At 45.4% G+C, this 24,452-nt stretch carries 24 protein-coding genes; 9 read left to right on the top strand and 15 right to left on the bottom strand.

Annotated features, from left to right (window positions below):
• The first annotated feature begins 6 nt into the window (after positions 1-6).
• Entirely contained in the window at positions 7-1,242 is a 1,236-nt protein-coding gene (locus F891_RS03115) for a dihydroorotase (RefSeq protein ID WP_005262070.1), read from the top strand.
• A gap of 182 nt (positions 1,243-1,424) precedes the next feature.
• A complete protein-coding gene (locus F891_RS03110) occupies positions 1,425-2,915 on the top strand; it encodes an OmpA family protein (protein WP_004646583.1) in 1,491 nt (496 codons plus the stop codon).
• A gap of 54 nt (positions 2,916-2,969) precedes the next feature.
• Here the strand turns inward: F891_RS03110 and F891_RS03105 are convergent, their stop codons facing one another.
• The 8 genes from F891_RS03105 to F891_RS03070 form a co-directional block, all read right to left on the bottom strand.
• On the bottom strand, positions 2,970-4,382 hold the full coding sequence (locus tag F891_RS03105) for a short-chain fatty acid transporter (RefSeq protein ID WP_004280129.1): 1,413 nt from the start codon (positions 4,380-4,382) through the stop codon (positions 2,970-2,972).
• A gap of 96 nt (positions 4,383-4,478) precedes the next feature.
• Complete coding sequence (locus F891_RS03100) at positions 4,479-5,117, bottom strand: CoA transferase subunit B (protein WP_005262069.1); 639 nt, start codon at positions 5,115-5,117, stop codon at positions 4,479-4,481.
• 2 nt (positions 5,118-5,119) lie between these two features.
• Positions 5,120-5,824, bottom strand: coding sequence for a CoA transferase subunit A (locus tag F891_RS03095; RefSeq protein ID WP_005262068.1), 705 nt, complete (start codon positions 5,822-5,824; stop codon positions 5,120-5,122).
• A 93-nt stretch (positions 5,825-5,917) separates the two neighbouring features.
• Positions 5,918-6,820: a hydroxymethylglutaryl-CoA lyase gene (locus F891_RS03090; protein ID WP_005262066.1), complete on the bottom strand. Its 903-nt coding sequence runs from the start codon at positions 6,818-6,820 to the stop codon at positions 5,918-5,920.
• Positions 6,817-8,811: an acetyl/propionyl/methylcrotonyl-CoA carboxylase subunit alpha gene (locus F891_RS03085; protein WP_005262065.1), complete on the bottom strand. Its 1,995-nt coding sequence runs from the start codon at positions 8,809-8,811 to the stop codon at positions 6,817-6,819. The genes F891_RS03090 and F891_RS03085 overlap by 4 nt, the downstream gene beginning before the upstream one ends.
• Before the next feature lie 19 nt (positions 8,812-8,830).
• Positions 8,831-9,625: an enoyl-CoA hydratase/isomerase family protein gene (locus F891_RS03080; RefSeq protein ID WP_005262062.1), complete on the bottom strand. Its 795-nt coding sequence runs from the start codon at positions 9,623-9,625 to the stop codon at positions 8,831-8,833.
• An 11-nt stretch (positions 9,626-9,636) separates the two neighbouring features.
• The gene (locus F891_RS03075) at positions 9,637-11,238 is read right to left on the bottom strand and encodes a carboxyl transferase domain-containing protein (protein ID WP_005262061.1); all 1,602 of its coding nucleotides are present in this window, start codon (positions 11,236-11,238) and stop codon (positions 9,637-9,639) included.
• Positions 11,239-11,273: 35 nt separating this feature from the next.
• A complete protein-coding gene (locus F891_RS03070) occupies positions 11,274-12,446 on the bottom strand; it encodes an isovaleryl-CoA dehydrogenase (RefSeq protein WP_005262059.1) in 1,173 nt (390 codons plus the stop codon).
• A 148-nt stretch (positions 12,447-12,594) separates the two neighbouring features.
• Between F891_RS03070 and F891_RS03065 the strand changes: the two genes are divergently transcribed.
• From F891_RS03065 to F891_RS03045, 5 genes are all read left to right on the top strand, one after another.
• On the top strand, positions 12,595-13,230 hold the full coding sequence (locus tag F891_RS03065) for a TetR/AcrR family transcriptional regulator (protein ID WP_005251442.1): 636 nt from the start codon (positions 12,595-12,597) through the stop codon (positions 13,228-13,230).
• 98 nt (positions 13,231-13,328) lie between these two features.
• Positions 13,329-15,017: an AMP-binding protein gene (locus F891_RS03060; protein ID WP_005104496.1), complete on the top strand. Its 1,689-nt coding sequence runs from the start codon at positions 13,329-13,331 to the stop codon at positions 15,015-15,017.
• 308 nt (positions 15,018-15,325) lie between these two features.
• Entirely contained in the window at positions 15,326-15,994 is a 669-nt protein-coding gene (locus F891_RS03055; RefSeq protein ID WP_005104495.1) for a class I SAM-dependent methyltransferase, read from the top strand.
• Between the two features lie 62 nt (positions 15,995-16,056).
• Positions 16,057-16,854, top strand: a complete 798-nt coding sequence (locus F891_RS03050; protein ID WP_005104493.1) for a thioesterase family protein — start codon at positions 16,057-16,059, stop codon at positions 16,852-16,854.
• Between the two features lie 83 nt (positions 16,855-16,937).
• On the top strand, positions 16,938-17,714 hold the full coding sequence (locus F891_RS03045) for a Rossmann-like and DUF2520 domain-containing protein (protein WP_005104492.1): 777 nt from the start codon (positions 16,938-16,940) through the stop codon (positions 17,712-17,714).
• A 93-nt stretch (positions 17,715-17,807) separates the two neighbouring features.
• Here F891_RS03045 and trmB read toward each other — a convergent pair whose 3' ends face one another.
• Positions 17,808-18,524: a tRNA (guanosine(46)-N7)-methyltransferase TrmB gene (trmB, locus tag F891_RS03040; RefSeq protein ID WP_005104490.1), complete on the bottom strand. Its 717-nt coding sequence runs from the start codon at positions 18,522-18,524 to the stop codon at positions 17,808-17,810.
• Between the two features lie 151 nt (positions 18,525-18,675).
• Positions 18,676-20,121, bottom strand: a complete 1,446-nt coding sequence (locus F891_RS03035) for a SulP family inorganic anion transporter (protein ID WP_005262056.1) — start codon at positions 20,119-20,121, stop codon at positions 18,676-18,678.
• 217 nt (positions 20,122-20,338) lie between these two features.
• On the opposite strand from F891_RS03035, the gene F891_RS03030 reads away from it, so the two are divergent.
• The gene (locus F891_RS03030) at positions 20,339-20,950 is read left to right on the top strand and encodes a glutathione binding-like protein (RefSeq protein WP_004280108.1); all 612 of its coding nucleotides are present in this window, start codon (positions 20,339-20,341) and stop codon (positions 20,948-20,950) included.
• A 54-nt stretch (positions 20,951-21,004) separates the two neighbouring features.
• Here the strand turns inward: F891_RS03030 and F891_RS03025 are convergent, their stop codons facing one another.
• The 5 genes from F891_RS03025 to F891_RS03005 form a co-directional block, all read right to left on the bottom strand.
• Entirely contained in the window at positions 21,005-21,787 is a 783-nt protein-coding gene (locus F891_RS03025; protein WP_004646601.1) for a thiazole synthase, read from the bottom strand.
• 14 nt (positions 21,788-21,801) lie between these two features.
• A complete protein-coding gene (gene thiS / locus F891_RS03020; protein ID WP_004280105.1) occupies positions 21,802-21,999 on the bottom strand; it encodes a sulfur carrier protein ThiS in 198 nt (65 codons plus the stop codon).
• A 35-nt stretch (positions 22,000-22,034) separates the two neighbouring features.
• Complete coding sequence (locus F891_RS03015) at positions 22,035-22,400, bottom strand: DUF423 domain-containing protein (protein ID WP_005104488.1); 366 nt, start codon at positions 22,398-22,400, stop codon at positions 22,035-22,037.
• 119 nt (positions 22,401-22,519) lie between these two features.
• The gene (gene rpoH / locus F891_RS03010) at positions 22,520-23,389 is read right to left on the bottom strand and encodes an RNA polymerase sigma factor RpoH (RefSeq protein WP_004280101.1); all 870 of its coding nucleotides are present in this window, start codon (positions 23,387-23,389) and stop codon (positions 22,520-22,522) included.
• Positions 23,390-23,525: 136 nt separating this feature from the next.
• On the bottom strand, positions 23,526-23,759 hold the full coding sequence (locus F891_RS03005; protein WP_034439159.1) for a sulfurtransferase TusA family protein: 234 nt from the start codon (positions 23,757-23,759) through the stop codon (positions 23,526-23,528).
• A 383-nt stretch (positions 23,760-24,142) separates the two neighbouring features.
• On the opposite strand from F891_RS03005, the gene F891_RS03000 reads away from it, so the two are divergent.
• Positions 24,143-24,358 carry a cold-shock protein gene (locus tag F891_RS03000; protein ID WP_004280099.1) on the top strand — a complete coding sequence of 72 codons (216 nt, stop codon included), beginning with the start codon at positions 24,143-24,145 and terminating at the stop codon, positions 24,356-24,358.
• Positions 24,359-24,452: the final 94 nt, after the last annotated feature.

Genomic DNA, 24,452 nt, shown 5'->3' with positions numbered 1-24,452 from the left:
TAAGTCATGACTATTGTAAAAATTGAAAATGTCCGTGTTCTTGATCCAATCCAAAACACTAATTCTATCCAGACCGTGTATCTGGAAAATGGAAAATTCGTTGCAGAAACAGCAGACGTCTCTGAAACGATTGATGGTCAAGGCAAATGGTTAATGCCAACCATGGTCGATTTGTGTGCGCGTTTACGTGAACCGGGTCAACAGCAACACGGTACGCTTAAGTCTGAAGGAAAAGCGGCACGTGAAAATGGCATTTTGCACGTATTTACGCCACCCGATTCAAAGCCAATCGTACAAGATAATGGTGCGCTGATTCACGGTCTGGTCGAAAAAGCCATGCTGGATGGTGGGATCTATCTTCAAGTGATTGGTGCGCAAACCCAAGGCTTAAATGGTCAACAACCGGCAAATATGGCGGGCTTGAAAAAGGGCGGTTGTACTGCGGTTTCCAATGCCAGTGCGCCGTTTGCCAATGATGATGTGGTACTGCGTACCCTTGAATATGCTGCAGGCTTAGACCTGACGGTGGTGTTCTATGCGGAAGAACCACAAATTGCCAAAGACGGCTGTGTGCATGAAGGGTTTATTGCATCACGTCAGGGCTTGCCGATGATTCCGGTACTGGCTGAAACCGTGGCGATTGCCAAATATCTGTTGATGATTGAATCAACCAAAGTACGAGCACACTTTGGTCTGTTGTCTTGTGGTGCTTCGGTGGAATTGATCCGTATTGCCAAGGAAAAAGGCTTACCGGTGACCTGTGATGTGGCCATGCATCAGTTACATTTAACTGATCATTTGATTGATGGATTTAACTCTCTTGCACATGTGCGTCCACCGCTTCGTTCTGAACAGGACAAAGAATTACTGCGTCAGGGTGTAAAATCAGGTGTGATTGATGCGATTTGTACTCATCATGAACCGCTAAGCAGCTCTGCGAAAATGGCGCCGTTTGCTGAAACGCAGCCAGGTTTCACTGCTTTTGATACCTATGTGCCTTTTGGTCTGCAACTGATTCGTGAGGGGTTGTTGACTCCACTGGAATGGGTGGAAAAAGTGACCCTAGCTCCGGCTCGTGTTACACAAATGGCAGATCGATGGATAAATGAATCAGGCTGGGTGCTGCTAGATCCGGAACTGGAATGGACCCTGAATAAAGAAAGCATCGTGTCACAAGGTAAAAATACCCCGCTCATTAATCAAAAAGTGCTGGGTAAAGTGGTTCAAACTTTTGCTGCTTAAATGATCCCAATTTTATAAAAGTCAGCTTCGGCTGGCTTTTTTTATTTTTTAAATTTTGTGTTGGTAAAATGAGTACTCAACAAAAACAGTGAAACTTTATGATATTCATACAATTATTTACATTTTCAAAAAATGGGGATCGTTACACTGATTAAATATTAAACATTAGAAAAATCAAAAGAATGGTGACGATTATGAATATAGACTTTATAGAACGCTTAAAAAGTGATGTTACGGCGATTGTGCTTCAAGGTGAAACCGAGCATTTATTTGCCAAAGATCAAGCTTTGGCTCAATTCTATCCCATATTTTTAAGTATATTGCGTGCACGTCCCGCCTGGATTGAGAATCTTGGTCAGCAACTTAATCCAAAAATTCATGAATTATTCAATGCAAATCCGGCACTCAAGCAGCAGTTTCTGGATCAAGTGGATCAGAGCGCGCCACAAGATGAAATAGAGCATACCTTGAACCGGTCAATTGTACCGACCATGAATTTTTTACAGACCGAAGCGGGTGCTTCAAGTCCGGAAGCGATTAGCCATTTGCTGGAAACCCACGCCGATTCGATTCAGCGCGCATTACCCGTTTGGGCTGGCCCTATTCTGGCAGCGCTTGGAGTTTCACCCTTGGCAGGGCAGAATTTAAATCAGGAACCTGTATTGGCGGAGCAGACCATCATTGTTCAGGAAGAGAGAAAAACCGGCTTTTTATGGCCGTTTATTATTTTTCTGATTCTGGCGGGTTTGATCCTGTTTTTGGTTCGTAGCTGCATGCAGGATGATGTTGAAGATTCAAATACCCAAGCGACCAGTGAAGTTGCTGCAGCTCAGCCTGCATCCTTGCGATTAAGTACAGGCAGTAATGGCGAAATTGTCAGTTGTCAATTACAGCTGAATAATCCGCAGTATATGGAAATTTTGCAAAACGAGATCAAACAGATCTTTAATTATAATATTGGTTGTGGGGCGCTGAGCAGTGAGGTTTATCATTCAGAATTTATTGATCAGGATACTATTCCGACTGTGTTGAGAACAATGCAGGGAATGCCAAATGTGTCACTTGACTGGATTGGCAATCAGGTTTCAGTGCGTGCAGCAACCAATGCAGAGGCCGAGCGTCTGGCAGCACAAATTCGTAGTCTGGCCAAAAATGTCACAGTGGTGACCCAGCAGCCGCTCAATAGAAGTGACGTGATTAATACCGCCAATAGTGAGGCAGAACAAGCCTTGGCCAGTATCAAGACCGATAATGTTAAAGCGCTGGATGTGGCGACTGCACTGAATTTACAGATCATTAATTTTGATACGGCATCGACTGAAGTTCCCGAGGTCAATAAATTGGTGCTGGATCAGGCTGCTGCATTATTGCAACGAGCACCGCATGTCATTCTGAAGGTTACAGGACATGCCGATGCTCAGGGTAGTGAAGCAGAAAATAAGGTGCTGTCTGTGCAACGAGCTCAAGCGATTACCAGTTATCTCGTTGGAAAAGGGGTCAATCCTGCACAGTTACAGGCAGTTGGCATGGGAGAGGATCAGCCGGTTGAACCCAATGCCACACCTGCCGGACAGTTTCAGAATCGTCGCGTGACCTTTGAGGTCGTGAATACCGAAACGGGAATTGTACGTGAAGTAGATGATGAAGGTGTAGTTGAGAAGACAGGAAATTAAGAGAGCGGCCTAAATAAAAAAGGACGAATTTTCGTCCTTTTTTATTATCTTAAATTAAGAAAATACCGGCGGGCTATAAGTCAATGTCCGACCAAGGAACCATAGCAGGAACAGTACCAAAGGCAGATGGAAAATCAACTGGGTCACCGTAAATCCAATCACATCTTTGGCTTTTAATTTCAGGATACCCAACATCGGAAGCATAAAGAATGGATTAATCAGATTCGGCAAGGCTTCTGCCGCATTATAAATCTGCACCGACCAGCCCAGATGCACTTTCAGGTCATGCGCAGCCTGCATCACATAGGGTGCTTCGATAATCCATTTGCCTCCACCGGATGGAATAAAGAAACCCAGAATCGCCGAGTATAAGCCCATCACAATGGCAAAGGTTTCCTGTGAGGCAATGGAAACAAAGAACTCGGCAATGTAATGTGACAAGGACAGATCGGCCGGGTTTAGCGCATTGGTCATCATAAAGGCAATACTGCCATACAGTGGAAACTGGATCAGTACCCCTGAAATAGCCGGAACGGCCTTTGAAACTGCATTCAGAAAATTTCGTGGTGTACCGTGCAAGGCCACGCCCAAAATCAGAAAGATAAAGTTATAGGTATTTAAGCTGGAAATGGCCAGAATCGGATTGCTTTTGGAAAATTCGTTAAACATCCAGACTGCGCCCAGAATCACAATCAGAATGCTTAAAATGGGTGAATTTTCCAGCCAATCCCCCGGTCTTTTTTCGGCAGATACTTCCGTTTTTTCTTCTTCAATCTGAATCGGGAAGTGTTCAATGGTTTTAATGTCAGAGCCTTTAGGAGCTGACCAGTAAGCAATTGCAATTGAAGCTACAATCAGTACCGCCGTCATGATCATAGACTGTGGCAAGAAAATAGTCTCAGTAAATGGAATCACGCCCGTCAGATTATAGATCGGTTCGGGTAAACTGCTTTTATTGGCCTGTAACTGTGCAGCAGAAGAACTGATGCCCAGCGCCCAGGTCGCACCCATTCCGATAATCGCAGCAGCCGCAGCAGCGCGGTAATCCATGTTCAGCTCTTTACGCTGTGCCAGTGCAATTACTAGAAGTGCAGTCAGTACAGTACTCATGGCCCAATTAATCAGAGAAATTAACAGGCTGACCGTGGCGACCAGGACAATCGCACCACGACCGGAATGTGGCAGGCGCGCCATTTTCTGGATCAGAAGCTGGACAGGCTTAGATACGGAAACCACATAACCGACCACGATCAGCATGCACATCTGCAAGGTAAAGGGGATCAGGCTCCAGAAGCCGTCTCCAAAGGAAATCGCGACATCCTGTGCGGGTGCACCAATTCCGATGGCGGCAATCGCCACAATGATGACGCCAAGCAGGGCAAAAATATAAGAATCCGGAAACCATTTTTCAGACCAGTCGCTGACGCGCAAGGCGAAGCGCTGCAAAATATTTTGTTGAGTTTGCATGGTTAAAATCCATTTATTCTGCGATTATTATTTTGAAATGAAACAGCTATATATAAAAAAGCCCTTAAGATGCTTCATTCTTAAGGGCTGGCTGGATCAGGCAGCGTTACGTAGTAGCGCTACCCCCGTGACTTTTTGAATCTCTTCAAAACTTACCTCTGGTGCCAGTTCAACCAGTCGAATTCCATCAGGAGTAACATCCAGTACACCGAGATCGGTAATAATCCGGTTCACCACAGCTTGGCCGGTAAGGGGCAGGCTACATTGCGGTACAATTTTCGGTGTACCATCTTTGGCGCAGTGTTCCATCAAGACCACGACCTTTTGTACACCCGCGACCAGATCCATGGCACCGCCCATGCCTTTGACCTTTTTGCCTGGAATCATCCAGTTGGCCAGATCACCAGTTTCGGACACTTCCATAGCACCCAGAATGGCAATATTGACATGACCGCCACGGATCATGGCAAAGGAGTCGGCACTTGAGAAAAATGAAGCACCTTTACGCGCGGTAACCGTCTGTTTACCGGCATTGATCAGGTCGGCATCCACTGTCTCCTCGGTTGGAAATTCGCCAATCCCCAGCAGGCCATTTTCCGACTGCAGCCAGACATTGATATTTTCCGGAATATAGTTCGCGACTAGCGTCGGCAGGCCAATCCCTAGATTGACGTAGAAACCATCTTCAAGCTCTTGTGCCGCGCGCTGCGCCATTTCATTACGTGTCCAAGCCATGATCAAGCCTCCGCCTTTAAAGTCATCTGTTCAATACGTTTTTCCGGTTGAGCATTCAGGACTATCCGGTTCACATAAATTCCCGGAAGATGGATTTCGTCCGGATCCAGCACGCCAATTTCGACAATCTCTTCGACTTCAGCAATGGTAATTTTGCCGGCCATGGCACAGACCGGATTAAAGTTCTGGGCGGTTTTACGGAAAATCAGGTTGCCGGCTTTATCGGCCTTATAGGCTTTAACCAGAGCAACATCAGCTGTTAAAGATTCTTCCAGAATGTAAGACTTGCCATTAAATTCACGGACATCCTTACCTTCAGCGATCACGGTTCCGACACCCGTCGCCGTATAAAAAGCCGGAATACCGGCACCGCCAGCACGTAATTTTTCTGCCAGTGTACCCTGTGGGGTCAGCTCAACTTCCAGTTCGCCATTTAAATATTGACGTTCAAACTCTTTATTCTCACCCACATAAGAGGAGATCATTTTTTTAATCTGTTTTGTTTCCAGTAAAAGCCCCAGACCGAAGCCGTCTACACCGGCATTATTGGAAATACAGATCAAATTTTTGGCACCAGTTTCTTTTAGGGCCGTGATCAAAGCTTCTGGAATACCACATAGGCCGAAACCACCGACAGCCAGAGTATGACCATCTTGCACCACATCCTTTAAGGCGGATTGAGCGCTGTCATAAACCTTGTTTGACATCTTGTCACCTCTATTGTTATTACAGCAGACTTAAATCTGCTGTTTATATCCTTATGGGTTGCTTAAGTTTATTTTGCTCAAGCATGATTATTGTTAAGCACAGGCTTTTTGCCAGTAGGCATTGGCATAATTGGATGGATTATTGCGCTGCAAGACTTCACTGATATTACGACTGGCCTGCATCAGTGCATCCAGCTGAATACCGGTTTCAAAGCCCATATTCGAGAGCAGGTAATACAGGTCTTCGGTCGAGACATTGCCAGATGCACCTTGGGCATAAGGACAGCCACCCAGTCCAGCAATGGAGGAGTCAAAGACCCGAATGCCTTGCAACAGTGACTGATAAATATTGGCAATCGCCATGCCGTAGGTATTATGGAAATGACCGGCCAGCACTTTGGCATCAAGTTCAGCCAAACAAGCTTCCCAGACGTATTTAACCCGGTCTGGGGTGGCCGTGCCAATGGTTTCACCCAACGACACTTCATAGCAGCCCATCTCCAGCAAACGCTGCGTGACTTTCACCACCTGCTTGGGATCAATCGCACCTTCATAAGGACAGTCCACCATACAGGAGACATAACCGCGTACCTTGATGTCATTGGCTTTGGCGGCTGACATCACATCGGCAAACTTCTCAAAACTTTCATCAATCGAGCAGTTGATGTTTTTGCGGGTAAAGCTTTCAGAAGCAGCGGTAAATACTGCCACTTCCTTGCAACCCACAGCCAGTGCCGATTCAAAACCTTTCAGATTTGGGGTCAGCAGACTGAACTGAATATTTGGATCTTGAGGTAGGCTGGCAAAGAGCACATCACTGTCTGCCATTTGCGGTACCCATTTGGCTGAAACGCAGGAGCCGACTTCGATGGACTGTAGACCGGTTTTCATCAGGTCCAAAATCAGGTTTTTCCGGTCATCCAATGTCAAAGGTGTTTTTTCATTTTGCAGGCCATCGCGTGGCCCGACTTCTACGATTTTGACAAAATTCGTCATGCCACTTCCTCCGCCAGCGGCTGGAACTCGACCAGTTCATCACCGGCTTTAACCTGATCACCCTTCTGGAAATATGAGCTTGCGATGATGCCGTCATGCGGTGCGCGAATCGAGTATTCGATCTTCATGGCTTCCAGCGTCATCAGCACATCATCTTTTTTGACTTTGTCATTGGCTGCCACGAGCACCTGGGTAATGACACCTGGCATTGGCGCGATCAGATTATTTTCCGTGCCTTGTTCATCCTGATTATTAAAATCAGACTTCAGGTAATTAAACTTATAGCTTTGACCATTCTGGAACAGGGTAATGCCTTGCTCAGTCTGGCTAAAAGCCAGTTTTTGCTGTTTGCCTGCCAGTTGCAGCGCTAAAGTATGTGCATCAATAAGCTGACCCTGAATTTGAATTTGCTGACCGTTATAGCTGGTGACAAAACCTTGATCTTGGGCCTTGAACTGAATTTTCAGGTTAATGCCATTGCGTTGTAATTGCACTGTATGGCTATTTTGCTGATTCAGACGCCAGAATGCTTGCTGCTGCCACACCGGATTGCTTGGAACGGGATTCTGTGCTTGACGTGCCAGGAGTTCAATCAGTGCGGCACTGACCACCAGTTCGGCACTGATATCCGCAGAAGGTTTGAGCAGGAATTCCTCTTCACGCTGAATCAGGCCAGTATCTAAATGTGCATTTTTAAACGAGTCACACAGCACCAGGCGATCTAGAAAAGCAATATTGTTACCCAGACCATCCACATGGAACTGACCCAGTGCATGGTGCATCTGGGTTAGGGCTGCTTCACGGTTTTTGCCCCAGACAATCAGTTTGGCAATCATCGGATCATAATAGGTGCTGATTTCATCGCCTTCGACAATGCCACTATCAACGCGGACATGGTCATTTTGCTCCGGATAATGCAGGTAGCTGATCTGACCAATCGCAGGAATAAAGCCTTTTTCCGGTTCTTCGGCATAAACACGGGCTTCGAGTGCATGTCCATGAATCTGCAATTCATGCTGCTGCTTCGGTAAAGGTTCACCAAAGGCCACGCGCAGTTGCCATTCCACCAGATCCTGTCCGGTAATCATTTCAGTGACAGGATGTTCAACCTGAAGACGGGTATTCATTTCCATGAAGTAAGCTGTGCCGTCTTGCTCCACGATAAACTCGACTGTACCGGCACCGACATAGTTCACTGCACGCGCAGCATCGATTGCCGCCTGACGCATTGCCTCCAGTTTGTCTTCCGGCATTTTTGGTGCAGGCGCTTCTTCCAGCACTTTCTGGTGACGGCGCTGTACCGAGCAATCACGTTCGAACAGATGTACATAATTGCTGTGGGTATCACCAAATACCTGCACTTCAATATGACGTGGCTGAATCACATAGCGTTCAATCAGCACATCGTCATTGCCAAAACTTGAACGTGCTTCACTCTTACATGAAGCAAGCGAACTAAGAAAATCTTCGCTGCGTTCCACCAGACGCATGCCTTTACCGCCACCGCCGGCACTGGCCTTGATCAGTACCGGATAGCCAATATTGTCTGCCTGCTGTTTCAGGAAGTCGGCATCCTGATTGGTCCCATGATAGCCGGGGGTTAGAGGCACACCGGCTTTTTCCATCAGCGCTTTAGAGGTGGCCTTTAGACCCATTGCCAGAATGGCATCGACTGGCGGGCCAATAAAGACAATATTGTTGTCCTGACAGGCCAAGGCAAACTGGTCATTTTCGGACAGGAAACCATAACCGGGGTGAATCGCCTGGGCACCAGTGTTTTTGGCTGCCTGAATAATGCGATCAATTTGCAAATAACTTTGTGCTGCTGGCGATTCACCAATATAGATCGCTTCATCGGCCAGTTTCACATGTTGTGCCTGCGCATCAGCATCGGAATAGACGGCAACGGTGGCAATTCCTAATTTCTTCGCTGTACGAATCACACGGCAGGCAATTTCACCACGGTTGGCAATTAAAATCTTCTCAAACATTGTAGGATCCTTCTCGTTGTTATGCCGTGGTCTTGATCCAAGCCGGGCTTTGTTTGTTCAAAAATGCATTCAGTCCATTTTTCGCCTCATCTCCCTGGCGAATATGGGCAATATGCTGTGCTGTTTTAAGCAGTAAATCTTCGGTCAATACCTGTTGGTCAACCAGTTGAATCAACTGTTTCGATGCGCTCTGTGCGGCAGGACCACCCAGTAAAAGTGCTTCCACAATTTCATCAATTTTGCTGTCGAGCTGTTCTGGTAGAGTGACTTCATGCGCAAGACCAATGCTTTTGGCCTGTTCAGCAGTAATCCGCTCGGCAGTCAGGAAATAACGTGAAGCTTGACGTGTACCAATTGCACGAATTACATACGGGCTGATGGTCGAAGGTGCCAGACCTAAACGTACTTCCGACGTCGCAAACTTGGCATCGGTACTGGCCACGCAAATATCACAGGCCGAAGCCAGACCCATGCCGCCACCAAACGCAATACCATGTACCCGGGCAATGGTCGGCTGTTTCAAGGTTGCCAGACTTTGCAGCATTTTCGCCAGTTTGAGCGCATCCGCCTCATTGTCTGCCTGTGATGCCTGACCGGCCTGTTTCATCCAGTTTAGGTCAGCACCGGCCGAGAAGCTTTTGCCACGACCCGCCAGAATCACCACGCGTACATCATCACGGTTATTTAAAGACTGGAAGCAAGCATGCAGTTCTTCAATGACTTGAGTATTAAAGGCATTGTGCAGTTCAGCACGGTTAATCCAAACCGTTGCCACCTGATTCTGCTGTTCGAGCTGTAAAAATTGATATGTCATTTTGTCACCTCTTACATGCGGAACACGCCGAATTTGGTTGGCTGGATGGGCGCATTCAGGGCTGCAGCCAGACTCAAGGCTAGTACTTCACGCGATTGCGCTGGATCAATCACACCATCATCCCATAAACGCGAAGACGCATAATAAGGATGGCCTTGGCGTTCGTACTGGTCACGAATCGGCTGTTTAAACTGGTCTTCTTCTTCAGCTGACCAAGTTCCGCCTTTTTGCTCAATCTGGTCACGTTTTAAGGTCGACAAGACGCTGGAGGCCTGTTCACCGCCCATCACTGAAATACGCGAGTTTGGCCAGGTCCACATAAAGCGTGGCGAGTAAGCGCGTCCACACATACCATAGTTGCCTGCACCAAAAGAACCGCCAATCACTAGAGTCAGTTTCGGTACATTGGCATTGGCGACGGCCATCACCAGCTTAGCACCATTTTTGGCAATGCCTTCATTTTCATACTGGCGGCCGACCATAAAGCCGGTAATATTTTGCAGGAAAATCAGCGGAATATTGCGCTGGGTACACAGTTCAATAAAATGTGCGCCTTTTTGGGCAGACTCGGAAAATAGAATGCCATTATTGGCAATAATCCCGACCGGCATGCCATAGAGCTTGGCAAAACCGGTCACCAGGGTAGTGCCGAAACGTGCCTTGAACTCGTCAAAACGTGAGCCATCGACAATACGGGCTATCACTTCACGGATATCAAAAGGCTTACGCGCGTCACTCGGCACAATGCCGTACAGTTCCGAACTGTCAAATAGCGGCGCTTCGATTTCATCTGCGGTCTTGTTTGGCTTTTTGTTCAGGTTGGCCACGATGTTGCGGGCAATCGCAATCGCATGTTCATCGTTTTCAGCCAGATGATCAGCCACGCCAGACAAACGGGTATGCACATCACCACCACCGAGATCCTCACTAGACACCACTTCACCAGTAGCTGCCTTAACCAGAGGAGGGCCGCCGAGGAAGATCGTGCCCTGATTGCGGACAATAATGGTTTCATCTGACATGGCAGGAACATAAGCACCACCGGCAGTACAGCTACCCATCACCACTGCAATCTGAGCGATACCTTGGCTCGACATACGTGCCTGATTGTAGAAAATACGGCCGAAGTGATCGCGGTCTGGAAATACTTCATCCTGTAAAGGCAAATATGCACCGCCTGAATCCACCAGATAGATACAGGTCAGATGGTTCTGTTCGGCAATTTCCTGGGCACGTAAATGCTTTTTCACTGTCAATGGATAATAAGTACCGCCTTTCACCGTAGCATCATTGGCGATGATCATGCAGGTCACACCGTTGACCTGACCAACACCAGCGACTACACCTGCGGCAGGAACATCATCCTGATACACCTGATAGGCAGCCAGCTGACCAATTTCCAGAAAAGCGGTTCCTGGATCAATCAGGTGATTAATCCGTTCACGTGGTAACAGCTTGCCGCGATCTAAATGTTTTTGGCGGGCAGTTTCGCCGCCACCGAGGGCAATCTTTTCAACTTTCTGTTTCAGGTCATCCACCAGTTGCAGCATGGCAGTCTGGTTGGTTTTAAACTCTTCACTACGTATATTGATTTTGCTCGATAACTGATTCATGACGAACATCCTTGTTTTATTCTAAGTGTTAAGATTTAGGCTGTTTCGTTGAAAAGTTCACGGCCAATCAGCATGCGGCGGATTTCTGAAGTACCGGCGCCAATTTCATATAGTTTGGCATCGCGCCATAAACGGCCTGTAGCAAACTCGTTGATATAACCGTTACCACCTAAAGTCTGAATGGTTTCGCCTGCCATCCAGGTGGCTTTTTCAGCAGCATATAAAATGGCACTGGCAGCATCTTTACGCAGACTACGGCTATGTTCCGCTTTGTCACATTCAGCACCGACCGCATAAACCAGTGCCTTACATGCCAGCCAAGTCGAATACATGTCGGCAATTTTGCCCTGCATCAACTGGAATTCACCTAGCGCCTGACCAAACTGTTTACGGTCATGAATATATGGAATCACTGTATCCATACAGGCATCCATAATCCCCAGTGGGCCAGCGCTCAATACAGCACGTTCATAGTCCAGACCACTCATCAAGACCTTGGTGCCATTACCGACGCCGCCCATGACGTTTTCTTTCGGAACTTCAACATTGTCAAAAAACAGCGGATAAGTGTTTGAACCACGCATGCCGAGTTTGTCCAAATGGGTGCCGTGGCTAAAACCTGGCATATTTTTCTCAACCAGAAACGCAGTCATGCCTTTGGCACCGGCTTGCAAATCGGTTTTGGCATAGACCACCAGGACATCGGCATCGCCACCATTGGTGATCCACATTTTTGAACCATTCAGGAGATAATGATCGCCTTTGTCTTCAGCTTTCAGTTTCATGCTGACCACATCCGAGCCGGCATTCGGTTCAGACATCGCCAAGGCACCGACATATTCACCTGAAATCAATTTAGGCAGGTAGCGCTGTTTCTGTTCTTCCGTACCATTACGCTTAATTTGGTTTACGCATAGGTTAGAATGTGCGCCATAGGACAGCCCAATGGATGCAGAAGCACGGGAAATTTCCTGCATGGCAATAATGTGCGCCAGATAACCAAAATTTGAACCGCCATATTCCTCACTGACTGTCAGACCAAGCAGGCCCATCTCGCCAAACTTTTTCCAAAGGTGAGCAGGGAACTCGTTGTCACGGTCAACCTGTTGAGCAATCGGGGTAATTTCTTTGGCGCAAAATGCGGCCACTGAATCACGAAGCGCTATTAGAGTTTCATCCAAACCGAAATCCAAGCTTTGTAAATTCATTCTTCATCCATCCTATGGTTCTATTTGTTGTATCCAAAAAAGCATTTTTGTTGTGCTTGTGGTTTTAACATACAACGAAAAAATAAAAAAGTGAATCTATATTCACAAAATGATTTACAATTCATTTTATCTTGTTGAGATTAATTTTATGAGTTATAAAAGATCATCATTGATGCAGGAACGAATGGAACAAAATCGCCTGTCGATTTTGGAATCTGCTCGTGAACTGATTATTCAAGGGGGCTTGAAGGAGGCATCGATTCAGGCGATTGCAGAACGCGCAGGCGTTTCTACAGGGCTGGTCTATCGATATTTCGAAAGCAAAAGCCAGATTTTAATTGAGGTTTTGTCGGCCGCGATTCAGCATGAAGTCGGAATTCTGAACCATATTGCCGAGTCAGATTTATCGCCAAAACTGAAATTGCAAAAATCTGTTACAACTTTTGTCAAGCGTGCCATGAATAGCCCCCAATTGGCGTATTCACTGATGTTCGAACCGGTTGATCCGGAAATGGAACATGAGCGTTTTCGCAGTAAGCAGCTGCTTAAGCAGAGCATTAAGGAAATTCTGGCCGAAGGAAAGGTCAATGGAGAATTCGAATTTGAAGATTTGAATACGGCAGCATTAGGTGTGGTTGGTGCCATGACCTTTGTCGTGATTGAACCTTTAAATCCGTCCCGAAATGTCATGTTTGATCAGAAGTATAAGGATCACTTTGTCAAACAGATTGCCGATTTTTGTGTTAACGCAGTACGTGGACAGGAGGAAAATTTACAAGCATAAACGCACAAAAAACCGGTACACAGACAAGGTCGTCGTGGTCATAAAACAATTAGTAAAGTTGAAAATCAGAATTACAAAGAATCAAGGAGATCGATTCAATGACACAAGTACGGTTAAGCTATGCCTATGGAACCAGCAGTCAGCCTTTATTGGGCATGACGATTGGTGAAAAATTTGATCAGGCTTGCGAGCAGTATGCAGAACGTGATGCAGTGGTGAGTCTGCATCAGGACATACGCCTCAGTTACCGGCAGCTACAGGATCAGGTCAATGCCTTTGCCTGTCAGCTGCTGAAACTGGGTATGCAAAAAGGTGACCGTCTGGCGATCTGGTCGCCGAACTGTGTGGAATGGACCATTACCCAATTTGCGGCCTTCAAGGCAGGCATTATTCTGGTGAATTTAAATCCGGCCTATAAAAGCAATGAGCTTGAATATGTGCTAAACAAGGTCTCCTGTAAGGGACTGGTGATTGCAGCGCAGTTTAAGACGACGGACTATCAGGAAATTCTGACTAAAATTGCACCTGAGCTGATGCAGGCTGAAAGTAAATTCCTCAATGCAGAGCGCCTGCCGCATTTAAAACATGTGATTAAAATTGATGATCAGCAGCATACCGGCATCCACCGTTTTCAGGATTTACTAAGCTCGCCAAGTGCCCAAGAGCTGGACCAACTGCAACAGATCTCCAGTGAATTGCAGTTCGATGAAACGATTAATATCCAGTTTACCTCGGGCACTACAGGTAATCCGAAAGGTACCATGCTGACCCATAATAATATTTTAAATAATGGGTACTTTGTCGGTGAAGCGATTCATTTAGGGCCAGAAGACCGTGTCTGTATTTCAGTGCCTTTATTTCACTGCTTTGGTATGGTCATGGGCAATCTGGCCTGTATTACGCATGGTTCCGCCATGATTTATCCGTCTGCCGTGTTTAATCCATTAGAAACCTTAAAAGCCATTCAGCAGGAAAGATGTACCGCGGCTTATGGTGTGCCGACTATGTTTATTGCGGTGCTGGAACATGAACAGTTTGACGAGTTTGATCTGTCCAGTCTGCGTACCGGGATTATGGCGGGTAGTCCATGTCCGCAGGAAATTATGCAGCGCGTGATTGAACGGATGCATATGTCTGAAATCACGATTTGTTATGGCATGACTGAAACCGCACCCGTCAGTGCACAAAGCTCAACGGCAGACAGTGTCGAGCAACGTGTCAGTACGGTTGGCCGGGTACATCCGCATCTGGAAGTTAAAATTGTCGATGAAAATGGCAAGGTGGTTCCACGCGGCCAATTGGGTGAGCTGTGTGTACGTGGTTATTCAGTGATGCTCGGTTATTGGGAAGATCAGGATAAAACCCAGGAAGTGATTGATGCGGCGCGCTGGATGCATACCGGTGATATCGCTGAAATGGATGATGAAGGCTTTGTCAAAATCAAGGGCCGAATCAAGGACGTGGTGATTCGTGGAGGGGAAAACCTGTTCCCGAAAGAAATTGAAGATTTCCTTTATACCCATCCGGCTGTTTCAGATGTACAGGTGATTGGGGTGCCAGACCATAAATATGGTGAGGAACTTTGTGCCTGCATCATCCTGCATGAAAATGATCCTTGTACTGAAGAAACCATCCGTCAGTATTGTAAGGAGCATATTTCTCACAATAAAGTGCCGCGCTATGTGCGTTTCTTCCAGGAATTTCCAATGACGGCTTCAGGGAAGGCGCAGAAGTTCAAATTGCGTGAATTTATGCGTGAAGAGCTGAACTTGAAAGAGATTGCTTAAACTTTATTTTTTACGTTAGAACTAATCCTAAAGCTAACAATTAATAGCAACTCATCAGAGAGCCCGGCGACATGGATGTCGCCGTTTCACTGTATGGCAGGGATGCCATATCAGTGAAACAAAAGGGTTTGGTTACTTTGCCCCGTCAAAGTAACGAGAAACCTGCGCAATGGACGTTCAATATATCTAGCAGTTTGAGGTTGTACATTTAGCAAGATTCTAAAATGTCTGTAAATGAATTTACTGATCACGACGGTCTGGTAATAGAAATACATGAATGTACTGAACATCTAAAATCAGAGTAAAATATGGCAAAAAACTTTCACAGTGAAGTCGTGGTCGCCAGTTATGACGATCATATCCGTAAACTGATTCCCGGTTATGAACTGGTGCATCAGCAGATTGAAGCAATTCTCAGCACTGAACTCCCAGAAACCGCACATATATTAATAGTGGGTTGCGGAACAGGTTATGAATTGTCGTATTTATTAGAGCAACATCCAGACTGGACCTTTACTGCAATTGATCCATCAGCAGCCATGCTGAAACAGGCTAGTAAAAATCTGAATTCTATAGATCGACAAAGGGTGCAATTCATCCAAAGCACGATTCAAGATTTGAATCAGCCGGATACTTTCGATGCCGCATTGGCCATTCTGGTGGCTCATTTCATTCCAAATTCCGAAAAAAACGGATTTTTTCAGGCTATCCAGCAGTGTCTTAAAACCAACGGTCTTGCATTGACCTATGACCTGATGCAACCCGAAGATCAGCAAGACATCAAAATTATGCAGAAGCTGGCACAGCAGACAGGGTTAAGCATGGTGCAAAGTAGCAAGATGATTGAACGCTTGGAGCAGGATTTTCACTTGTTATCTGCGCAAAATTTTACAGCACTTTTAACCAAAGTCGGATTTAAACAGTGCAAAATTTATTGTCAAATCATGAATTATCATGGCTTTTTGCTCAGAAAATAAAGATCAAAGAACTTTTTGCAAATTCTAAAGTTTAAGAGAATATTCAGGGAAGTATTAAAACAATGTCGGCATATTACAGTTTTATTCAGCGCGAACAGCATGCAGATGGCAGTACTACGGCTTATTACCGTTCTAATATTCATGCACAAGGTGCGTGGAATCCGCATGAGCAGCACATGGCGCCAGCCACCGGTATTCTATGCGTCGAACTGGAACAGTTTCAGCCACGTGCTGACATGCGTATTGGTCGGGTCGGGCTGGATATTTTTGGCCTGATAGCCTTTGGTGAATTTTCGATTACCACACGCATGATCCGTCCGGGTAAAACCATTGAACTGGTTGAAGCTGAAATGTGTGCCAATGGTAAAACCTGTATCGTGGCACGCGCGTGGAGAATGCTAACTTCAAATACCACGGCCATTGCTGGAGTGGAAGATTTTCCGATCGAAAGTCCAGAATATTTACCGGTTTGGGAGGGTATGCGCTGCTGGCCGGGCGGTTATATCCAGAGTATTGAAACCCGGGCACATGCTGACCATCGTGCAGGCAAGGGCATTGTCTGGCTAAGAAATTCGCTGGACATGGTAGAAGGTCAACCGACGACAGACTTTAGTCGTTTGCTCGGTATGGTCGATACGGCCAATGGCATTGTGCCACGTCAGGACCCGAATTCCGGTTGGGGATTTCCGAATCTGGACCTGCAGATTCATATGCACCGCCTGCCACAGGGTAAATGGCTGGGACTGGAAGTGGTGCAGCAATATGGTGAAGATGGTATCGGTCTGACTAGCGGGATTCTGCATGATGTTCAAGGGCCTTTTGGTCGAAGCGAACAGATTCTGACCTTGCGGAAATTTTAAAACCGGCTCAAAAACATCAGGACGAATTGCCTCAATCTTTATTTATTGGCATTCTGTGCGCAATGAGTCAGGAAAAGCACAAGATGCGGATCAGTATGATTGGGGCAGGGCGAGTGGCATATCATCTTGCCCGTGTATTTTCAGCACACCATGAGATCGTACAGATCTACAGTCGAACCCTAGAAAAATCACAGCAACTGGCTGAGCAATTCAACGCTCAGGCCATCGCTCAGCCTCAACAGCTGGATCATGAGGTGGATCTGGTCATTATCGCGGTCAGTGATCAGTCGATTGCCAACGTCATTGAACAGATTCATCCGTATCTACAGCAGAATCTGATCGTACATACCTCTGGCAGCACCCATCTCAATTTACTGAAAAATGTGCATGCGCGTGCAGGCGTATTTTATCCTTTACAGACCTTTAGTCTGGAACGCCAGATTGATTGGCAGCAGACGCCACTGTTGATTGAAGCGGTGAATGAACAGGACGAAATCCTGTTATTAGAACTGGCAAATAGCCTAAGCAATCGTGTTTATATTTATAGTTCCAGTCAACGTCTCAGTTTGCATCTTGCAGCGGTATTTGCCTGTAATTTTGCCAATTACTGTTATGACATGGCCAAGCAGGTGGTTGATGTACAACAGGTCGATTTCAGTTTGTTGTATCCCTTAATGCTGGAAACTGCCAATAAAGCCACTCAGAATGATCCCAAACAAATGCAGACCGGCCCAGCGATGCGTGGTGATCAGAATATCTTGAATATGCATCAGCAGATGTTAGCCAATATGCAGCGAGAAGATTTACAAAATGTCTATCAGTTGTTGAGCCAGCAGATTCTCACGCGTCATCAGAAATGAAGAAGCTGATAATTTATCTACGAAGCAGGGTTCAAAGCCAAATTTTTCCCATAAAAAAGCGCTGAATAATCAGCGCTTTTTTTGAGTCTTAGATTAAGAAATTTTCTTAAAGATAAAATCATTAATCTTGTGACCTGCTTCAATCCCGCGACGTTCAAACTTGGTTTGTGGACGCCATTCCGGACGAGGATAGCTATTGCCTTTGCCCGCCAGATTTTCCAGACGTGGACGTTCTTCCAATACTTCTATCATCCATTCCGCATACGGTTCCCAGTCCGTTGCAGCATGGAAAGTTCCGCCAAGCTCCAGCTTTTGCTCCACCAGCGGCATACGGTCATGCGAAACAAAGCGGCGTTTAAAATGACGTTTTTTCTGCCATGGATCCGGGAAATACAATTGCACAGTATTGATACTATTGTCTGGCATTTCACGTAATACCTGAATTGCATCAGCATCCAGCACACGTAAGTTCGTTAGGCCTTCAACACCTGCTTCATACACGCACTGCGCAATTCCAGGTACATGGACCTCAATCCCGACAAAGTTTCGCTCAGGATTGGCTTTGGCCATCAATACCAGTGAACGGCCCATACCAAAACCGATTTCTACAGTCAAAGGACGTTCAGGATGTTCAAAGTGCTCACGCAAATCACCGACTGGATATTCCAAAATTAAGTGACCATATTGTTCAAGCGCAGTACGTTGAGAGGTGTTTAGCGGCATTGAGCGGCGCATAAACGTCACGATTTCACGGTGCTCGCTTAAGTTTTCCAGCTCCACGACTTGCTGGTCTAATTGATCGTTCGACATAACTTTGGCAAATCTAAAAATTCAGAATGCGGTATTTTAAGTCCTGAGCCGAGCAAGTCAAACTTTTCTCGGTATTTCTCCATAAAAATCGGCAAGATCTTCCAGATAAAATAAAAGAGCCAATTGAAGCTCTTTTATTAATCACCGTTCATCAGCTACTAAAACGGTCAATCAGTGTACTGCTGGCTTCATTTAAACCGATTATCCTTACATCTATACCTTGGGCTTTAAACTTCTGAATCACGTTATTCAGCATATTTACCGAAGTCACGTCCCAGATATGCGCGTGGGTTAGATCCAGTTCGACATACTCAAGCTTCTCTTTAAAATCAAAGAACTGATAGAATTTTTCTGTACTGCTAAAGAAAATCTGTCCGGAAATAACATAGCTACGTGAATTGGCTGCATTTAAATACGTATAGACATGTACGGTTCTTTCCAGTTTATTAATAAAAAACAGGGCAGAGAGCAATACGCCCACAAATACACCGAGTGCCAGATTATGAGTGGCAAGCACGACAATAATCACGGCAATCATCACGGTATTAAATTCTAGCGGATGTTTGCTGAATTGCTTGATTGCTCCCCATTGAAAGGTGGTAAATGCCACCATAATCATGATCGCAACCAGAGCTGCCATTGGGATATAAGCCAGCCAGTCTTTCAAAAAAACCACGAGACACAGCAGTAACACGCCAGCGACCAGAGTCGATAAACGGGTACGTGCCCCTGAAGACACATTGATAATTGACTGGCCGATCATGGCACAACCGGCCATCCCGCCCATAAAGCCGCTGACAATATTGGCCATACCCTGACCACGACATTCCTGATGACGGTCACCTTCAGTTCCGGTCACTTCATCAATGACCGTAGTGGTCATCATGCTTTCCAGCAAACCGACAGTCGCCAAGGTAAAGGAATAAGGCAGGATAATTTGCAAGGTTTCCAGATTGAGTGGAATCTCGGGAAGCAGGAACACCGGCAAGGTATCTGGAAATTGCCCCAAATCACTGACGGTACGCATATCTGCACCCAAGAAGAGAGCTAAACCGCTAAGTACGATAATACAGATCAAAGGTGAGGGAATGGCTTTACCGATTTTAGGGATATAAGGAAACAGATAAATAATTGTCAGACCAATCGCAATAAACAGATAACCGGTGCTATCCATCCGGTTAATTTCCGGGATTTGTGCCACAAATATCAGGATCGCCAAGGCATTCAAAAATCCGTATACCACCGCCTGCGATACAAAACGCATTAATTTAGCGACTTTAAAATACCCCGCAATGACCTGAATGATACCGGTCAGAATTGTGGCAGCCAGCAGATATTGCAGACCATGTTCTTTTACCAAGGTAATCATCAAAAGCGCCATTGCACCTGTAGCCGCCGAGATCATGGCAGGACGACCGCCAAAAAAGGCAATGGATACCGCAATGCAGAAAGAGGCATATAAACCGACTTGCGGATCGACACCGGCAATAGCAGAGAAGGCAATTGATTCAGGAATCAGGGCCAGTCCCACCACCAGGCCTGCCAATACATCTGTGCGGATATTAGAAAACCATTCTTCTTTTTTCAGGCTAATCACGAAATATCATCTATATTTTGAAAACCTGTGTATGTTAAACAGATAGAGATAAAAATCTACACAAGATTGACTTGCAAAAGCCCGGAATATCCTGAATATTGAATGAGTAACTGCCCCAAAATGACAGTTACGCTTTTTTGCAATTTACAGGTTTGATCACTTGAAAGTTTGTCAGAAGCGATTTAAAACATTGAGAAGTGTATAACAAGGATCAGAAATGAAGCTTTACTATTCGCCAGGTGCCTGCTCACTGGCAGCACATATTATTTTAAATGAAATTAATGTCGATTTTGATTTGGAACGTGTTGATTTAAAAACACATAAAACAGAAAAAGGTACGGATTATTACGAAGTTAATCCTAAAGGCTATGTACCAGCGTTAGAAATTAACCCTGGTCTGATCCTGACAGAAAATGTTGCAATTCTACCGTTTCTTGCTCAACACGATCCAAAACAAGATCTGATTCCACCATCGGGCATGGGACGTGCCAAAGTGCTGGAATGGTTAGGTTATCTGAACTCTGAACTACATGATGCCTATGCGGTGTTCTTCGGTGGCAAGTTATCCGAAGATGAAAAGAAAAAAGCCTATGCAGAGATTGATCGACTATTGAGTTATATCGATAAAGCTATCGGTGAATCGGACAATGATTATCTGGTGGATGATAACTTTGGGCCTGCGGATGCCTATCTATTTGTCTTGACCAACTGGTCGAACCAGATTGAGCATGATTTGAGTCCATATAAAAATATTATTCATATCCGTAATAAAGTGGCAGAACGTCAGTCTGTACAGATTGCTATGCGTGATGAAGGTCTGATTCCTTAACTAAAAACAAAAATAAAGGACTCAATTGAGTCCTTTATTTTTGTTCATGAAAATTTATTTAAAGAAATAGCCGGTTTCCGGTGAGCTGGCATTGGCCATACGCTTGCGCGGCATACGGCCTGCAAGAAAAGCTTCTCGGCCTGCTTCAACGGCTTTTTTCATCGCAGATGCCATTAATACCGGATTTTGTGCAGCTGCAATCGCTGTATTCATGAGTACACCATCACAACCCAGTTCCATCGCAATCGCGGCATCACTTGCTGTACCGACACCGGCATCGACTAGGACAGGAACTTTGGCATTTTCCTTGATGATTGACAGGGTATGTGGATTCAGAATGCCCAGACCAGAACCAATCAGGCTACCCAATGGCATAATCGCAACACAGCCCATGCTTTCCAGCTCTTGCGCCACGATCGGATCATCCGAGGTATAAACCATGATCTCAAAGCCATCGTCAATCAAGGTGCGCGCAGCTTTCAGTGTTTCGGTTACGTTTGGATAAAGTGTCTTTTCATCACCCAAAACTTCAAGTTTGACCAGATTGTGGCCATCGAGCAACTCACGCGCCAGCATACAGGTGCGGACGGCACTATTGGCATCGAAGCAACCTGCGGTATTCGGCAAAATGGTATATTTTTCCGGAGGAATGACTGACAGCAGGTTCGGCTGGTCAGGATCTTGGCCAATATTGACACGGCGAATAGCGACAGTGACAATCTCTGCACCACTGGTTTCAATGGCCTGCTGAGTTTCATTTAAATCTTTGTATTTGCCCGTGCCTACCAAAAGGCGTGACTGGAATTGGCGTGAACCAATCTGTAATAAATCTTGCATAATTGTCCCGAGTATTAGCCGCCACCGACCGCGTGAATAATTTCTATTTTGTCTGTATCGCAAATTGGCGTATCGCCCAATCTGCTTTTAGGAATAATCATTTCATTGACTTCAACTGCAAAACGCTTACCCTCAAGCGCCATACTCTGAATCAGTTCCAGCAGATTCTTGCAGTGAGTTTCCTGTTGTTCGCCATTGATATAAATCATCATTCTAGCAACCCTCCATGATTAAGTGTTGTTCAGACTTATCTGGCGTATTTTAAAGCATTCCAGGCCAGAATTAACCATCCGGCAATCATTAAAGCACCGCCAATAGGTGTAATAACCCCTAAACCGCGGGATAATCCTAAGGCCATGATATACAGTGAGCCAGAAAACAGTAAAATGCCGACCTGAATCAGACCGAAGCTCCATTGAATGGGCAATGCAGGGATGACTTTCGCCAGTAAAGAAAGAATTAGTAGTCCTAAGGCATGATAGAAAAAATAATCCGTTGCCGTTTGCCACCAGCCGAGCTGTGCTTCAGTTGCACGTGCTTTTAAACCATGTGCACCAAAAGCACCGAGCATAACTGCAAATGCCAAATTAAGTGCTGAAATCGCAATCCACATTTGAATTGATCTTCCTGATAAAGTTTGCGCTCAACCTTAGCATAAATTCAAAATGCGGACATAAAAAAGCCTTCATCAAAGAAGGCTTTTTCGAGGTAAATCAGTAACGGAATTCGGTGTTAATTCGATGACATCGCCACTTTAATTTTTTCCATGGCATTTTTTTCCAGCTGACGAATACGTTCCGCAGAAACATTATATTCGGCTGCAAGCTCATGCAGGGTCGATTTCTCGTCATCTAGCCAGCGACGCTGCAAGATATTACGTGAACGATCATCTAGCTGATCCATGGCTTCATGCAGGGCAGAGGTGCTTTGCTCCTCATAGTCTTCATTTTCAATCAGACGAGCCGGGTCATAACGATTATCTTCAAGATATAACGCTGGTGCCACATGGGTGGAACCTTCATCATCGTCATCGCTTGATGCATCAAAAGCCGCATCATACGCCGTCAGACGGCCTTCCATTTCCAGTACTTGTTCTGGTGTGACATTTAAATCATTGGCAATAGACTGTGCTTCTGCAAGCGTCAACTTTTTCGATGATTTCTTCAGGCTGCGCAGATTAAAGAACAGTTTACGTTGCGCTTTAGTGGTGGCGATTTTCACAATACGCCAGTTACGGATCACGTATTCGTGAATTTCCGCCTTAATCCAGTGCACGGCAAATGACACCAAACGTACGCCCATATTCGGGTCAAAACGTTTTACAGCTTTCATCAGGCCCAGGTTGCCTTCCTGAATCAGGTCGCCTTGTGGCAAACCATAACCTGCATAACTACGCGCAATATGTACTACAAAACGCAAATGCGACATGACCAGCATTTTCGCTGCATCTAAATCTTGGTCATAATAATAGCGTTCAGCCAACTCTTTTTCTTGTTCGGCCGTTAAAATCGGAATCTGATTGACAGTGCTGATATAAGCACCGAGGTTGACACCTGGCGCCGATAATGACAGGGGCATCAACTGATTGCGGCTGTCACTCATGTGTTCTCCTTGAAGTGCGGGATAACCCTAAACTAGGTTTTATCTTAATCCAATCTCTCCGCAAATAATGGATATTTGGGTAGAGAAATGTAAAAAAGTATACGAAAGTGAAGATCAACAGTTTAATTGAAAATTTTTAAGATTCAATTAAGTAGTGAAACTCTGTATCAGAAATTTTTTTAAATTCGAGCTTGAGCTGATGTAGCTGACAATAGCGGCTGACATCTGTCTGGCTATGCGGATCAGATGATTTCAGCAGGAATGTTTTCTGATTCCCGGCCTTTAATGCGCGCTTTAACATTAATAGCGGCATCGGGCACGGCTTTCCCATGGCGTCTATAAGGCTGAATTGCGCTGGATCTTCGAGCATTGCGGTTTCATTTAGATAGCAGAAAAGGCTATAAATAGTAGCAAATATGATGCCAGAACCAAACTGGTTTAAGAAGAAAGAAGATCTAAATGACTTTATAAAGTCTTTTGACAATTTTCATGAAAAAAATAACTAAATCAAACAGAACATGCTAAAAAAAATCTATTAATTGTGATAAACCCATGTTAAGCTCATTGCGTATTTGGGACTTTGAATAAACAAAGTGATTGTTTTTCACCCTATTACATAAATGGATGTAACCGGGATTTTGTTGATAGTTTTACAGAATGATTACAAGCTTAAAAATAATATTTTCAAACTTGTTTGCTCTGCTGTTTGCAACACCGGGTGGTCCTTCTTTTAGTTTCAATGAGGATTAACTTATGACAGCTGCTCGCGAACAAGGCGTAGTTAAGTGGTTTAACGATACTAAAGGCTTCGGCTTTATTCAACGTAACGGCGGCGATGACGTATTCGTTCATTTCCGTGCTATCCAAGGTGACGGTCACCGTTCACTTCGTGACGGCCAACGTGTTGAATTCAGTGTTGTTAAAGGCCAAAAAGGCTTTCAAGCTGAAGAAGTTCAACCATTAGACTAATCTTCGGATTAAGCTAAAAAGAAAACGCTCCAATATAACTTGGGGCGTTTTTTGTTTATACTATCCCTATCTTAGTGATTACCCAATTAGAGCA

This window comes from Acinetobacter sp. CIP 101966, assembly GCF_000369725.1.
GTDB lineage: Bacteria > Pseudomonadota > Gammaproteobacteria > Pseudomonadales > Moraxellaceae > Acinetobacter > Acinetobacter lwoffii_Q.
This window is presented reverse-complemented; position numbering and strand designations above follow the sequence as displayed.

Excerpts from the sequence above, each read along its gene's own strand:
- F891_RS03085 (WP_005262065.1), bottom strand. The coding sequence starts at position 8,811 with ATGTTTGAGAAGATTTTAATTGCCAACCGTGGTGAAATTGCCTGCCGT.
- rpoH (WP_004280101.1), bottom strand. The coding sequence starts at position 23,389 with ATGAGTGACAGCCGCAATCAGTTGATGCCCCTGTCATTATCGGCGCCA.
- F891_RS03095 (WP_005262068.1), bottom strand. The coding sequence starts at position 5,824 with ATGTCAAACAAGGTTTATGACAGCGCTCAATCCGCCTTAAAGGATGTG.
- thiS (WP_004280105.1), bottom strand. The coding sequence starts at position 21,999 with ATGATGATTTATATCAATGGCGAACAACAGGAAACTCACTGCAAGAAT.
- F891_RS03055 (WP_005104495.1), top strand. The coding sequence starts at position 15,326 with ATGGCAAAAAACTTTCACAGTGAAGTCGTGGTCGCCAGTTATGACGAT.
- F891_RS03045 (WP_005104492.1), top strand. The coding sequence starts at position 16,938 with ATGCGGATCAGTATGATTGGGGCAGGGCGAGTGGCATATCATCTTGCC.
- F891_RS03030 (WP_004280108.1), top strand. The coding sequence starts at position 20,339 with ATGAAGCTTTACTATTCGCCAGGTGCCTGCTCACTGGCAGCACATATT.
- F891_RS03105 (WP_004280129.1), bottom strand. The coding sequence starts at position 4,382 with ATGCAAACTCAACAAAATATTTTGCAGCGCTTCGCCTTGCGCGTCAGC.
- F891_RS03050 (WP_005104493.1), top strand. The coding sequence starts at position 16,057 with ATGTCGGCATATTACAGTTTTATTCAGCGCGAACAGCATGCAGATGGC.
- F891_RS03015 (WP_005104488.1), bottom strand. The coding sequence starts at position 22,400 with ATGTGGATTGCGATTTCAGCACTTAATTTGGCATTTGCAGTTATGCTC.
- F891_RS03080 (WP_005262062.1), bottom strand. The coding sequence starts at position 9,625 with ATGACATATCAATTTTTACAGCTCGAACAGCAGAATCAGGTGGCAACG.
- F891_RS03075 (WP_005262061.1), bottom strand. The coding sequence starts at position 11,238 with ATGAATCAGTTATCGAGCAAAATCAATATACGTAGTGAAGAGTTTAAA.
- trmB (WP_005104490.1), bottom strand. The coding sequence starts at position 18,524 with ATGTCGAACGATCAATTAGACCAGCAAGTCGTGGAGCTGGAAAACTTA.
- F891_RS03100 (WP_005262069.1), bottom strand. The coding sequence starts at position 5,117 with ATGGCTTGGACACGTAATGAAATGGCGCAGCGCGCGGCACAAGAGCTT.
- F891_RS03090 (WP_005262066.1), bottom strand. The coding sequence starts at position 6,820 with ATGACGAATTTTGTCAAAATCGTAGAAGTCGGGCCACGCGATGGCCTG.
- F891_RS03065 (WP_005251442.1), top strand. The coding sequence starts at position 12,595 with ATGAGTTATAAAAGATCATCATTGATGCAGGAACGAATGGAACAAAAT.
- F891_RS03110 (WP_004646583.1), top strand. The coding sequence starts at position 1,425 with ATGGTGACGATTATGAATATAGACTTTATAGAACGCTTAAAAAGTGAT.
- F891_RS03025 (WP_004646601.1), bottom strand. The coding sequence starts at position 21,787 with ATGCAAGATTTATTACAGATTGGTTCACGCCAATTCCAGTCACGCCTT.
- F891_RS03005 (WP_034439159.1), bottom strand. The coding sequence starts at position 23,759 with ATGCTCGAAGATCCAGCGCAATTCAGCCTTATAGACGCCATGGGAAAG.
- F891_RS03070 (WP_005262059.1), bottom strand. The coding sequence starts at position 12,446 with ATGAATTTACAAAGCTTGGATTTCGGTTTGGATGAAACTCTAATAGCG.
- F891_RS03060 (WP_005104496.1), top strand. The coding sequence starts at position 13,329 with ATGACACAAGTACGGTTAAGCTATGCCTATGGAACCAGCAGTCAGCCT.
- F891_RS03115 (WP_005262070.1), top strand. The coding sequence starts at position 7 with ATGACTATTGTAAAAATTGAAAATGTCCGTGTTCTTGATCCAATCCAA.
- F891_RS03000 (WP_004280099.1), top strand. The coding sequence starts at position 24,143 with ATGACAGCTGCTCGCGAACAAGGCGTAGTTAAGTGGTTTAACGATACT.